This window comes from Brevundimonas sp. (assembly GCF_023259385.1).
GTDB lineage: Bacteria > Pseudomonadota > Alphaproteobacteria > Caulobacterales > Caulobacteraceae > Brevundimonas.
On the sequence record NZ_JAHFPF010000080.1, the window covers coordinates 1 to 12,890 of the forward strand.

12 protein-coding genes are annotated in these 12,890 nt (G+C 72.2%); 9 read left to right on the plus strand and 3 right to left on the minus strand.

The features are described from left to right. A partial coding sequence (proB, locus tag Q0C81_RS07915; protein WP_291836081.1) for a glutamate 5-kinase occupies positions 1-732 on the plus strand: 732 nt, incomplete at its 5' end. Continuing rightward, positions 729-1,991, plus strand: a complete 1,263-nt coding sequence (locus Q0C81_RS07920) for a glutamate-5-semialdehyde dehydrogenase (RefSeq protein ID WP_291836084.1) — start codon at positions 729-731, stop codon at positions 1,989-1,991. The genes proB and Q0C81_RS07920, both read left to right, overlap by 4 nt. Here the strand turns inward: Q0C81_RS07920 and Q0C81_RS07925 are convergent. Then, positions 1,988-2,935, minus strand: a complete 948-nt coding sequence (locus Q0C81_RS07925) for a retropepsin-like aspartic protease (RefSeq protein ID WP_291836086.1) — start codon at positions 2,933-2,935, stop codon at positions 1,988-1,990. The genes Q0C81_RS07920 and Q0C81_RS07925 overlap by 4 nt on opposite strands. Positions 2,936-3,174: 239 nt before the next feature. After that, positions 3,175-3,996 carry an LD-carboxypeptidase gene (locus Q0C81_RS07930; protein WP_291836091.1) on the minus strand — a complete coding sequence of 274 codons (822 nt, stop codon included), beginning with the start codon at positions 3,994-3,996 and terminating at the stop codon, positions 3,175-3,177. 97 nt (positions 3,997-4,093) lie between these two features. Between Q0C81_RS07930 and murC the strand changes: the two genes are divergently transcribed. The 3 genes from murC to Q0C81_RS07945 all read left to right on the plus strand — a co-directional run bounded on the left by murC (position 4,094) and on the right by Q0C81_RS07945 (position 9,268). Further along, complete coding sequence (murC, locus tag Q0C81_RS07935; RefSeq protein ID WP_291836094.1) at positions 4,094-5,482, plus strand: Mur ligase family protein; 1,389 nt, start codon at positions 4,094-4,096, stop codon at positions 5,480-5,482. 112 nt (positions 5,483-5,594) lie between these two features. Beyond that, complete coding sequence (locus Q0C81_RS07940) at positions 5,595-7,205, plus strand: ATP-binding protein (RefSeq protein ID WP_291836097.1); 1,611 nt, start codon at positions 5,595-5,597, stop codon at positions 7,203-7,205. A gap of 41 nt (positions 7,206-7,246) precedes the next feature. Further along, positions 7,247-9,268: a TonB-dependent receptor gene (locus tag Q0C81_RS07945; protein WP_291836100.1), complete on the plus strand. Its 2,022-nt coding sequence runs from the start codon at positions 7,247-7,249 to the stop codon at positions 9,266-9,268. Between the two features lie 4 nt (positions 9,269-9,272). On the opposite strand, the gene Q0C81_RS07950 is transcribed toward Q0C81_RS07945, so the two are convergent. Next, entirely contained in the window at positions 9,273-9,773 is a 501-nt protein-coding gene (locus tag Q0C81_RS07950) for a DUF1353 domain-containing protein (RefSeq protein ID WP_291836103.1), read from the minus strand. 161 nt (positions 9,774-9,934) lie between these two features. Between Q0C81_RS07950 and Q0C81_RS07955 the strand changes: the two genes are divergently transcribed. From Q0C81_RS07955 to Q0C81_RS07970, 4 genes are all read left to right on the plus strand, one after another. Next, positions 9,935-10,588, plus strand: a complete 654-nt coding sequence (locus tag Q0C81_RS07955) for a PepSY-associated TM helix domain-containing protein (protein ID WP_291836106.1) — start codon at positions 9,935-9,937, stop codon at positions 10,586-10,588. Between the two features lie 10 nt (positions 10,589-10,598). Beyond that, on the plus strand, positions 10,599-11,120 hold the full coding sequence (locus Q0C81_RS07960; RefSeq protein ID WP_291836109.1) for a DUF2271 domain-containing protein: 522 nt from the start codon (positions 10,599-10,601) through the stop codon (positions 11,118-11,120). Positions 11,121-11,131: 11 nt separating this feature from the next. Then, the gene (locus Q0C81_RS07965) at positions 11,132-11,932 is read left to right on the plus strand and encodes a DUF4198 domain-containing protein (RefSeq protein ID WP_291836112.1); all 801 of its coding nucleotides are present in this window, start codon (positions 11,132-11,134) and stop codon (positions 11,930-11,932) included. Between the two features lie 50 nt (positions 11,933-11,982). After that, positions 11,983-12,890, plus strand: a 908-nt coding sequence (locus tag Q0C81_RS07970) for an FAD:protein FMN transferase (protein WP_291836115.1), incomplete at its 3' end; no start/stop codon positions are given.

Genomic DNA, 12,890 nt, shown 5'->3' on the forward strand with positions numbered 1-12,890 from the left:
GCCGTGCCCGTGGTCAATGAGAACGACACCGTCGCCACCGAGGAGATCCGCTACGGCGACAACGACCGCCTGGCCGCCCGCACGGCCCAGCTGGCGCGCGCCGACCTTCTGGTCCTGCTCAGCGACATCGACGGCCTTTACGACGCCGACCCCCGGTCCAATCCGAACGCCGCCCACCTGCCGCTGGTCGAGACCCTGACGCCCGAGGTCATGGCCATGGCGGGCCAGGCCAACGCCTCCGCCTCGGTCGGCACGGGCGGCATGCGCACCAAGCTGGAGGCCGCCCGCATCGCCCGCTCGGCGGGCTGCGCCACCGTCATCGCCTCGGGCCTGACCGAGCGTCCGCTGGCCGCCGTCCTGGACGGCGCGAGGGCCACCCTGATCCCCGCCCCCGCCGGTCCGATGGCGGCGTGGAAGTCGTGGATCGCGGGCAGCGTCGATCCGGCCGGCCGGCTGGTCGTCGACGACGGCGCCGTGGCCGCCTTGCGCGCCGGCAAGAGCCTGCTGCCCTCGGGCGTCCGCGCCGTCGAGGGCCGCTTCGACCGGGGCGACAGCGTCCGCGTCGTCACCCCCGACGGCCGGTCCGCCGCTGTCGGCCTCGCCGCCTTCTCCGCCGAGGAGATGACCCTGATCCAGGGCCGCCAGACCGGCGAGATCGAGGGACTGGTCGGCTACAGGGGGCCTCAGGTCGCCATCCACCGCGACGACCTGGTGCTGGAGGGCGACGCATGACCGCCATCGCCGATCAGATGCTTCAGCGCGGCCGCCGCGCCCGGGCCGCCGCCGAGACGATCCGCATGGCCCCGCCCGAGGTCCGCACCCGCGCGCTCCACGCCGCCGCCGCCGCCCTGCGCGCCCGCTCGGACGCCATCCTGGCCGCCAACGCCGAGGACATCGCCCGCGCCCGCGACAACGGCCTGTCCGAGGCCCTGATCGACCGGCTGGCGCTCAGTCCCGCCCGCATCGCCGCCATCGCCGACGCCGTAGCGGAGGTCGCAGGCCTGCCGGATCCGCTGGGCCGCGAGACCGCCCGCTGGACCCGGCCCAACGGCCTGGACATCGCCCGCGTCTCCACCCCCATCGGCGTGCTGGCCATCATCTATGAGAGCCGCCCCAACGTGACGGCGGACGCCGCCGCCCTGTGCCTGCGCTCCGGCAATGTCGCCCTGCTGCGCTGCGGCTCGGTCTGCCTGTCGTCGTCGCTGGCCATCCACGCCGCGATGGTCGAGGGACTTCAGGCCGCCGGCCTGCCCGCCGACGCGGTCCAGCTGGTCGACACGCCTGACCGCGCCGCCGTCGGCGCCCTGCTGACCGGGCTCGAGGGAACCGTCGACCTGCTGATCCCGCGCGGCGGCAAGAGCCTGGTCGCGCGGGTGCAGGCCGAGGCGCGCGTGCCGGTGCTCGGCCACCTCGAGGGCCTGTGCCACACCTATGTCCACGCCGCCGCCGATCCGGGCATGGCCGAGCGGATCGTCCTGAACGCCAAGATGCGCCGCGTCTCGGTCTGCGGCGCCACCGAAACCCTGCTGATCGACCGCGCCTGCGCTTCGGCCCTGCTGCCTCGACTGGCCAGCGCGCTCGAAGCCGCCGGATGCAGCCTGCGCGGCGACGCCGACAGCCGGGCGCTGGTTCCCTCCATCGCGGCGGCGAACGAAGGCGACTGGACCACCGAATACCTGGCCCCCGTCCTTGCCGTGCGCGTGGTCGACGATCTCGATCAGGCGGTGGACCACATCCGCCGCTACGGCTCGGGCCACACCGAGGCCATCGTGACGGAGGACGCCCAGGCCGCCGCCGCCTTCCTGAACGCCGTCGACAGCGCCATCGTCATGTGGAACGCCTCCACCCAGTTCGCGGACGGCGGCGAGTTCGGCTTCGGCGGCGAGATCGGCATCTCCACCTCCCGCCTGCACGCCCGCGGCCCGGTCGGAGCGGAACAGCTGACCAGCTACAAATACGTGGTCCGCGGCACGGGCCAGACCCGCCCCTAACCCACCGTCAGGTCCAGCGCCCGCGACAGGTGCAGCGTGCCCTTGCCCAGGTCCAGCGCCACCCGTCGGTCCCTGAACGCCTCCATTCCCACCAGGCCGCCCGGGAAGTTGGGCAGCGGCGGCTGGTCGAACACGCCCACGTCCACGCGGTGATACAGCTGGTCGGCGAAGGTCACCGTCCGCGCCTCCACGATGGTCGAGCGCATCGAGCCGCCCAGCACCAGGCTGACCCCCTCGCGCTGGGGCCGCCCGTCCAGCAGTCCCGCCGTGTGCGCGGCCTCGCGGCTCAGCCCCAGCAGGGACGAGGCGCCGGTGTCCACCACGGCGCTCACGGCGGCCCCTTCGACCGTCAGCTCGGCGACCAGGGCCGTCCCCTGCCGCCGCACCGCCGCCTCGATCAGGTCAGGCGGACGGACGAAGGCCTCGCGGCGCACCAGCCGCGCGTACCGGCGCGCCGGATCCAGCGCCAGCACCGCCTCGCCCAGCACGTCCTGCCCGAGGATCAGCGGCGTGCGCAGGCCCTCCTCCGAGGCCAGCGGCCCCAGGTTCAGGATCGCCGCCCGCAGTCCCTTGATCGACAGGCCCGGCAGGGTCAGGTCCAGCGAGGTCCCGCGCCCCACCTGCGCCCCGCCGCCGACGCCATAGGCCACCAGCGGCATGTCGAACAGCGAGCGGCCCTCGCTGGGCAGGGCGTCGAACAGGGCGCGGTCGATGACGGAATACTGGGCGCCGGTGTCGATCAGGGCCAGCACCGTGCGGCCGCCCACCTCGATCCGCACCGTCGGCGTGGGTGAGCGCCGCGCATAGGGCAGCCAGGGCGTCGCCCCCTCCGGCCCGAAGGTCAGGCGCGGCTTGGGCCACAACAGGTGATCGCGCGCCCACCATGCTCCGCCGGCGACAGCGAGCAGCCCGGCGGCGCGGATCAGAAGGGTGCGGCGGTTCATCGGGGCCCAAGATGGCCCGTGCGGGCGGCCGGCGCCAGCGGCGTGACGCCGCGTTGATCGTGTCCTGAAACGACGAACCGGCCGGCGCCCCCCGACGCCGACCGGCCCGCCTGCGAGGCCGGCATCCCCCGTACCCCCGCGAACCCCGGATCCAAGACCTCAGGGTTACCGGCGCGTTAATGGCCCAGGACTGACACCGCTGTCCATCCTCTTCGCCGCCGACGCGAGCAAAATGTGTCCTAACGGTGTCCGAACGGCACCACCTTGTTCGCCCCGTCGTGGCCGATGTCGGCGGCGCCCAGATAGGGAATGCCCGAGCGCTGGCACCAGTAGCGGGTGATCTCCTCGGCGGTCAGGCCGAAGTCCGGGTCGTTCTCCACGACCTCCGACGCCCGGCCCAGCCGGATGCCCGCCACCCGCCGGATCGAGGCCTGGCCGGTCAGATGGAACATCATCCGGTCGATCCGGTACATCGGCTCGGACACGTCCTCCAGCATCAGCACATGGCCGGTCAGGTCCGGCTCCAGCGCCGTGCCGACCAGGGCGTCCAGGATGCTCAGGTTGAACGCGACCGCCGGGCGGGAATCCGTGCGCAGCGACGGCTCCCACGACGACGAGGCCCCGCTCTTCAGCCAATTCAGCGCCCGCCAGGCGGTGTCGTCATGGCGCACCGCGTCCGAGGCCATCGGCCCGTGCGCCAGATGAGGGAAGCCCGCCTTGTAGAGGATGGCCAGCAGGCTGCCGGCGTCGGAATAGCCCAGATACCGCTTCTTGCGCGCCTCATCCGTCAGGCGCGGCAGCACCGCCTCCGCGATCCGGCACGAGCCGTAGCCGCCGCGCGCGAACCAGACGGCGTCCAGCCGCGGATCGTTGGCGAACTCGACGAAGGCGTTGGCGCGCGTCGCGTCGTCGCCGCCGAAATGGCCGTGCTTCTGGAACGTCGCCGGATGGAAGACGACCTTGATCGAGTCCTCCGGCACATTGGCCGCGAACCACGCCTGAATGGCCTCGCCGCGTTCCTTGGAGAAGCGCGAGCTGGCGTTGACGATGCCGATCTTCAAGACGCGATCCCCGGACTGTGCGACCTCCTTCATAGTCCGCGCCGCGCCCGCGAACCAATCCCTTCCCCTCTCCGCTTTCGCCCTCTACTCAGCCTTCATGGCGAACGACTATTTCTTCTGCGGGATCGGCGGCTCGGGGATGCTGCCGCTGGCGATGATCGTGCAGGCGCGCGGGAACCGGATCGAGGGCTCGGACCGCTCGCGCGACCAGGGCCGCACGCCGGACAAATTCGCCTGGCTGGAAGCGCACGGCGTGACCCTGCACCCCCAGGACGGCTCGGGCGTCACCCGCGCGGACCAGATCGTCGTCGCCACCGGCGCGATCGAGGACACGGTCCCGGACATCGGCGCCGCCAGGGCCGCCGGCGCGACCATCAAGACCCGGCCCGAACTGCTCAGCGAACTGTTCAACGCCGCCCCGACCTCGATCGGCGTGGCGGGCACCAGCGGCAAGTCGACCATCACCGGCATGATCGCCTGGATCCTGCACGAGGCCGGGCGCGCGCCGACCGTCATGAACGGCGCGGTGATGAAGAATTTCGCCGACGCCGACCATCCCTTCGCCAGCGCCCTGATCGGCGGCCCCGACCTGTTCGTCTCCGAGGTGGATGAAAGCGATGGCTCCATCGCCCGCTACGATCCGACCGTCGCCGTGGTCTCCAATATCTCGCTGGACCACAAGTCGATGGAGGAGCTGCGTGAGCTGTTCGGCGGCTTCACCGGCCGCGCGACCATGGCCGTGCTGAACCTCGACAACCCCGAGACCGCCGCCTTGGCCCAGACCCTGCCGCCGGAGAAGGTCGTCACCTTCGCGCTGGGGGAAGAGAGCGCGACCCTGAACGCTCATGACCTGGAGCCCCGGCCGACGGGCATGCGCTTCACCCTGACCGAGCAGGGCGGAGCCAGACACCCGGTCACCCTGAACGTCCCCGGCGCCCACAATGTCGCCAACGCCCTGGCCGCCCTCGGCGCGGTCCGCGCGCTGGGCGTCCCGCTGGATCAGGCGACCGCCGCGCTGGAGACCTTCTCCGGCATCCGCCGCCGCATGGAGGTGGTCGGGACCGCGAACGGCGTCACCGTCATCGACGACTTCGCCCACAACCCGGACAAGATCGCCGCCACCCTGAAGACGCTGCACGCCTTCGACGGCCGCCTGCTGATCCTGTTCCAGCCGCACGGCTTCGGCCCGCTGAAGCTGATGAAGTCTGAGTTCATCGACGGCTTCGCCGGCCTGATGCGCGAGGACGACGTCCTGCTGATGCCCGAGCCCGTCTACTACGGCGGCACCACCGACAGGTCCGTGAATAGCGAGGACATCGCCTCGGGCGTCCGCGCCGCCGGCCGCAAGGCTGAGGCCCTGCCCACCCGCGACGCCTGCGGCGACCGCATCGTCGACCTGGCCCGGCCCGGCGACCGGGTCATCGTCATGGGCGCCCGCGACGACACCCTGTCGGTCTTCGCCGCCGACCTGCTGGCGCGGCTCTAAACTCCGCTTACGGACTGATTTTCAAGAGAATATCTCGAAACATTCACGTACGGCAAAGCTCGTATTAAGTGGCGGCCCGTATCGGACTCCCGGACATCGGGAGTATGCGTGCATGGCCAGAATCGGAGACTTCGCCAGCGGCGCCGAGCCGATCTCTCCGGAGACTCCGGGCGCCCATGTCTTCGAGCGTTTCGAGCGCGAACCCGACACCCTGGCCATCGCCGTCGTCGATGCGGAACAGCGCCCGGTCGGGCTGGTCGAGCGCAACGCCTTCACCCTGCGCATGGCCGCCGAGTTCGGCCGCGCCCTCTACGCCCGCCGCCCGGCCTCCAGCTTCATGGACCCGGCCCCGCGGGTGCTCGACGCTGACGCGGACGCCGAGACCCTGTTCGAGTCGATCGACGCCGCCAACCTGGGCGCCCTGCTGAACGGCTTCGTGGTGGTGACCAAGGGGCGCTACAGCGGCGTCGGCGCCGGGGTCCACCTGCTCCAGGCCGGCAGCGCCATCCACCGCAAGCGCGCCCAGGCCATGAGCGTCCTGGCCCGCGATCTGGCTCGCGCCGAGCAGGAGGCCCGCACCTCCAGCCGCGCCAAGTCCGAATTCCTCGCGGTCATGAGCCACGAGATCCGCACCCCGCTGAACGGCGTCCTCGGCGTCGCCGCCCTGATGGAGCGCGAGCTGACGCAGGAGGCCATGCGGCCCTACGTCCGCACCATCCTCGATTCGGGCCAGAGCCTGCTGCGCCTGCTGACCGACGCCCTGGACATGTCCCGCGCCGAGGCCGGGCTGATGACCTTCGAGACCGGGGCGGTGTCGCTGGAGGCCGTGGCCCGGGACCTGACCGCCCTGTGGGGCCCGCGCGCGGAAGAGAAGGCGCTGACCCTGACCGTGATCTGCGACGCTCCGGACGCCGGCCACGTCGTCGCGGACGAGGTGCGCCTCAAGCAACTGCTGAACAACCTGATCGGCAATGCGATCAAATTCACCCCCGCGGGCCAGGTCGCCGTCCGGATCGCCGCGGCGCCCGAGGGCGGCGACGCCCACATGGTCGTCACCGTCGACGACAGCGGCCCGGGCGTGACCGAGGACGCCGCCGCCTCCATCTTCGACCCCTTCAACACAGGCCGCGCGGGCCGCGCGGGCGCCGGGGCCGGATTGGGCCTGGCCATCTGCCGCCAGATCGTCGAGCGCATGGAGGGCCGGATCGCCGTGGAGCGGTCGCCGTGTGGCGGAGCCCGCTTCACCTTTGACCTGCGGCTGCCGCTGGCCTCCGCCGAGGTCGCGACGGCGCAGGACAGCCCCCTCCCGCCGACGCCGCACGAGACCCTGCATGTGCTGGTGGTGGACGACAACGCCACCAACCGCTTCGTCGCGGGCAAGGTGCTGGAGCTGTTCGGCTGCACCTCCGAGACCGCAGAGAACGGACGCGAGGCGGTGGAGCGGGTCCAGGTCGCCCGTTTCGACCTGATCCTGATGGACGTGAAGATGCCGGTGATGGACGGGGTCCAGGCCACCCGCGCCATTCGCGCCCTGCCCGGTCCGGTCTCGGGCCTGCCCATCCTCGCCCTGACCGCCAACGCCGATCCCCGCGACGAGGCCGACTATCTGGCCGCCGGCATGGACGGGGTGGCGCAGAAGCCGATCCAGCCGGACGTCCTGCTCAACGCCATCCGCCGCGTGATGTCGGCCACACCCGCGGCGGAAGCAGCGGTCGCGGCCTGAGGGGGCGCAACCCCGACGCCGCCGGCGTATTGTAGCGCTTCATGCTGCAGATTCCCCCGCCCCCGCCCACCGACCTGCCCGAAGTCGTCGTCACCGGGGCGCGCCTGCCCCCGGCGGCGGGCGAGGCAGCCTTCGCCGTCATCCGCCTGGACGACCGCGACCTGCGCGCCGAGCAGCGGCTGGACGAGGCCCTGGCCTCCGTTCCCGCCGTCTCCCTGTTCCGCCGCACCTCCAGCCTCGCGGCCAATCCGACCACCCAGGGCATCAGCCTGCGCGCCATCGCTCCCTCCGGCGCGGGCCGGACGCTGGTGACCCTGGACGGCGCGCCGCTGAACGACCCCTTCGGCGGCTGGGTGATCTGGTCCCAGGTCCCGACCGAAAGCCTCACCGGGCTCGACATCGTGCGCGGCGCGGGCGCCGGTCCGTACGGCGCGGGGGCCCTGACCGGGGTCATCCAGCTGCGCGAGCGCGACATGGGCTGGACCGTCGACGCCTCCGTGGCCGAACGCGGCGGCGCGCGCCTGTCGGCCTCGGGCGCGACGAATGTCGGCGCCGCGCGGATCGTCGCTTCAGGCCTCTACGAGACCAGTGACGGCTACGTCCCGGTGCGCGGCGCGGCCGCGGGCGCCGCCGACACGCCCCTGGATCTGCAGGTCCGCAGCGGCGCGGTGCGCGCCGACCTCCCCGTCGGTCCGGCTGTCGTCTCCCTGCGCGCCTCCGCCTTCGAGGAGGATCGCGGCTCCGGCCTCGCGGGGGCCCGTTCGACCGCCAGCGGAAACGCCCTGTCCGCCACCGCCGCCGTCCAACCCTCCGCCGACCGTCCCGGTTGGCGGCTGCAGGCCTGGCGCCGCGAGAGCGACCTGGCCAACACCTCGGTCGCCGTCGCCGCCGACCGCGCGACCACCACCCCCGCCAACGACCAGTACGAAACCCCGGCGACCGGATGGGGCGTCAACGCCGCCCTGCGCCATGTCACGCTCAGCGGCGTCGCCCGTGTCGAATGGGAGCTGGGCGCCGACGCCCGCTTCACCGAGGGCGAGACCCACGAGCGCTTCCGCTACATGGGCGGCCAGTTCACCCGCGACCGGATCGCCGGCGGCGAGACCTCGGTGATGGGCCTCTACGCCGAGGGCTCCTGGACCCACGGCCCCTGGCTGGTCGCCGGCGGCCTGCGCGCCGACCGCTGGGAGAGCGCCGACGGCCATCGCCTCGAGCGCGACCTCGCCACCGGCCTGCCGACCCTGGACGAGACCGACCCCGACCGCTCGGGCGAGGTGGTCAGCGCCCGCCTCGGGGTCCGACGCGACATCGGTGGCGGTCAGGCCCTGCGCGCCGCCGCCTACACCGGCTTCCGCCCCGCCACCCTGAACGAGCTGCACCGTCCCTTCCGGGTCGGCAACGACCTGACCGAAGCCAACGCCGCCCTTGAGCCCGAGACCCTCAGCGGCGTCGAGGCGGGCTGGAGCTGGTCCGGCGCCCGGGCCTCCCTGACCGCCACCGCCTTCTGGACCCGGCTGGACCAGGCCATCGTCAACGTCACCATCGGAACCGGCCCGGCCACCTTCCCACGCGCGGGCTTCGTTCCGGCGGGCGGCGTCCTGCGCCAGCGCCAGAACGCCGGGACCATCGAGGCGACGGGGATCGAGCTGGACGGCCGCCTGACCCTGACCGACGCCCTCAGCCTGCGCGCCGCACTGTCGCTGACCGACGCCGAGGTGGACGGCGGGTCCGCCGCGGCCCAGCTGACCGGCCTTCGCCCCGCCCAGGCCCCGCGCTTCAGCGCCGTCGCCGGGGCGGACTGGCGGGCCACGGACCGCCTGACCCTCGCCGCCGACCTGCGCTGGGAGAGCGACCGGTTCGAGGACGACCTCAACAGCCGGGTGCTGGACGCCGGCGGAACCGTCGATCTGCGCGCCGACTGGAGCCTGACCGACGCCGCCGTCCTGTGGGTCGCGGCCTCCAATCTGTTCGACGCGGAGATCGAGGTGTCCGAGACCGGAACCGGCGTCGCCGGCTTCGCCCCGCCCCGCACCCTGGCCGCGGGCGTGCGGTTCACGCGCTGAGCCGTTATCGATCCAGGACGAAGGCTTCGTCGGCCGCCGAGACCGGCTGGCGCGAATCGTCCGTTCCCCACCCCTTGGCTCCGCCCACCCGGACGGCGGCCCAGATGATGAAGCGGCGCACGGGATCGACGCCGCGGTTCTCCAGCGCCTCCCTGAAGACGCCGTCGGCCTCGGCCCGGTCGTAGGGTTCGGCGCGGGTCCGCCCGTCCTGGCGACGCTTCCACTGTCCCGTGCCCGAGGTGGCGTAGAGGAAGTCGTGGACGATCGCCGCCTTCACCCAGGGGCCGTCGGGCGGCAGCAGAATCCAGCCCCAGCGCGGTATGGAGGTCAGGTCGGTCACGAAGCCGGCGGGCACGGTGATCAGGTCGTCTCCGTCCCCGGTCCTGTACGTCAGGTCCCGCTGGAGCCCCCACAGGCTGCGCCCCTTCTTGATCGACGGACTGAATTTGTTGTCGAGCAGGACCAGCACCAGCTTCCCGCCGAAACGATCCGTCCAATGGGTCAAGGCCGCCTCCCGCATCCGTCCCGTCGCCCCGATTCAATCCAAAGCAGCGGCAAGATCAACCACTGATGGAGATCGATGCTCCTCGCCTCTCGGAAAGCGCTCCCAAAGGTCGCACGCGCGCCATCTTGCAAACGGTTCTCAACTTCGGCACAAGCCGGGGCGTGACCGACGCCGCCGCGACAGCTCCGAAGCCGAAGAAGGCCCTGAACGCCGCAAGGTCGTTCTGGCTGAAGCAATTGCATCAGTGGCACTGGATCTCGGCGGCCGTCAGCCTGATCGGGCTGATGCTGTTCGCCGTCACCGGCATCACCTTGAATCACGCGGCCTCGATCCCCGGTCAGGTCTCCACCGTCGAGACCGCCGGGACCCTGCCGCCCCCCCTGCTGGAGCGGCTGTCGACCTTCCCGCAGGAGACCACCGATCCCGCCCCCGACTATGTCGCCCGCTGGGCCTCGGACCACTTCAAGGTCTCCATCGCGGGCCGTCCCACCGAGACAACCCCGGAAGAGGTCTACATCGCCCTGACCGAGCCCGGCGGCGACGGCTGGCTGACCATCGACCGCGCCACCGGCGAGGCCTCGCGCGAGCGCACCACCCGCGGCCCGATCGCCTACCTCAACGACCTCCACAAGGGCCGCAACGCCGGCAAGGTGTGGTTCTGGTTCATCGACGTCTTCGCCGCCGCCTGCATCGTCTTCGCCGTCACCGGCTTCGCCCTGACCTGGATGCACGCCAAGCAGCGCCCCTCGACCTGGCCCCTGCTGGGTCTGGGTCTGCTGATCCCCGTCATCATCGCCCTGATCTTCATTCACTGACGAGTCCGACATGCGTCCCCTGACCCTCGCCGCCTCCGCCGCCGCCCTCGGGACCTTCGCCGCCCCGGCGATGGCCGCCGACCTGAACGTCACGGTGACCGTGCCGCAGCAGACCGGCGCCGCCTATCACCGCCCCTATGTCGCGCTGTGGATCGAGCGCGCGGGCGCCGGGCAAGCCGCCGCCACGCCGGTGCGCACCCTGGCCGTCTGGTACGAGGTCTCCAACGTCGCCGAAGGCAAGGACTGGCTCAAGGACATGCGCACCTGGTGGCGCGGTCTGGGGCGCGGCATGACCCTGCCGGCCGACGGCGTCTCCAGCGCCACCAAGGCTCCGGGCCGTCACACCGTCAGCATCCCCGCCGCCCGCCTGCGGGACCTGCCCGCCGGCAACTATTCCGTGGTCGTCGAGGCGGCCCGCGAACTGGGCGGCCGTGAAGTCGTCCGCGTGCCCTTCGTCTGGGGCCGCGCCAACACCGCCCAGGGAACCGGGCGCACCGAACTGGGCGCCGTCAGCGTCGCCGTCACCCGCTAAAGGAAGCCGCCATGAAGAAGTCCATCGCCATCATCGCGGCCCTCGCCGCCCTCGCCCTGCCGATGTCCGCCCAGGCCCACCGCGCCTGGCTGGCCCCGACCTCGACCAGCCTGTCGGGAACCGATGCCTGGGTCGGCTTCGACGCCGGCATGTCCAACGGCGTCTTCATCCCCGACCACGCCGCCATGAACCTGGCCGGCCTGGTGATCACCGCGCCGGACGGCTCGACCGTCGCGCCCGAGAACATGGGCCGCGCCCGCTACCGCTCGACCTTCGACCTGCACCTGACCCAGCAGGGCACCTACCGCGTCGCCAACGTCATGGGCGGCGTCATCGTCAGCTACAAGCAGGGCGGCGAGCAGAAGCGCTGGCGCGGGACCGAGGCTGAAATGGCCGCCAACATCCCGGCCGACGCCACCGACGTCGTCGCCACCCGCAACAACAGCCGCATCGAGACCTTCGTCACCCTCGGCGCGACCTCGACCACGGCGCTGGCCCCGACCGGCCAGGGCATCGAGCTGGTCCCGGTGACCCACCCGAACGACCTGGTCGCCGGCGAGGCCGCGACCTTCAAGCTGGTCCGCGACGGCCAGCCGGCCGCCGACCTGGAAGTCACCATCGCCCGCGGCGGCACCCGCTATCGCGACAATCCGGAAGAGATCACCGTCCGCACCGGCGCCGACGGCGCGTTCACCGTCACCTGGCCCGAGCCGGGCATGTACTGGGTCAACGCCTCGGTGCGCATCCCCGCCCAGGGCCAGCAGCTGGCGTACAACGCCCAGTACAACGGCGTCGTGGAAGTCCTGCCCTGACCCGGCCCGGAGGCCCTCTGTCCAGCAAAAGCGCGCCGCCCACGGTCATCGTGGGCGGCGACGCTGCGCCGCGCCCGGACAACCGGGTCCTCATCCCGACCCACGGCCAGACGCCGGCCCGCCCGCCCTCGACCCTGATCTGGGACTTCGCGGGCACGAGCATGGGCGCCGACTGGTCCGTCCGCCTGGTCCCGTCCGAGGGCGCCGATCGGGCGACCTTCCAGTCCGCCATCGACGCCGAACTGGCCCGCATCGTCAGCCTGTTCAGCCATTGGGACCCGCGCTCCGAACTGGCCCGGTTCAACGCCGCGCCCGAAGGCTTCTGGGCGGTGTCCGAGCCCTTCTGGCTGCTGCTCAACCAGGCCATGGACATCGCCGACGACACCGACGGCGCGGTCGATCCGACGCTGGGCGCCCTGGTCAATCTGTGGGGCTTCGGCCCGCCCGGCCCGCGCCCGCTGAACGCCTTCGGCACCGGTCCGACCACGCCGTATGAAGAAGACATCGCCGCCGCCCTGGCCCTGTCCGGCTGGGGCCGCCTGCGCCTGAACCGCGACCGCCGCGCCGTGCAGCAGATCGGCGGCCTCAAGCTGGACCTGTCCGGCATCGCCAAGGGCCACGCCGTCGACCGCGTCTCCGACCGCCTGGCCGAGCTGGGCGCCGCCCACCACCTGGTCGAGATCGGCGGCGAGCTGCGCGGCCGGGGCGTGAAGCCCGACGGTCATCCCTGGTGGGTCGAGCTGCAGCAGGGGCCGGACGCCCCCGGCCCGCGTACCGTCGCGGCCCTGTTCGATCTCGCCGTCGCCACCTCCGGAGACTGGATCCGCAGCTTCGAATCCTACGGCCGGGTCTACAGCCACACCATCGACGGCCGCACCGGCCAGCCGGTCGACAACGGCGTCGCCTCCGTCACCGTCCTGGCCGAAACGGCGATGTACGCTGACGCCATGGCCACGGC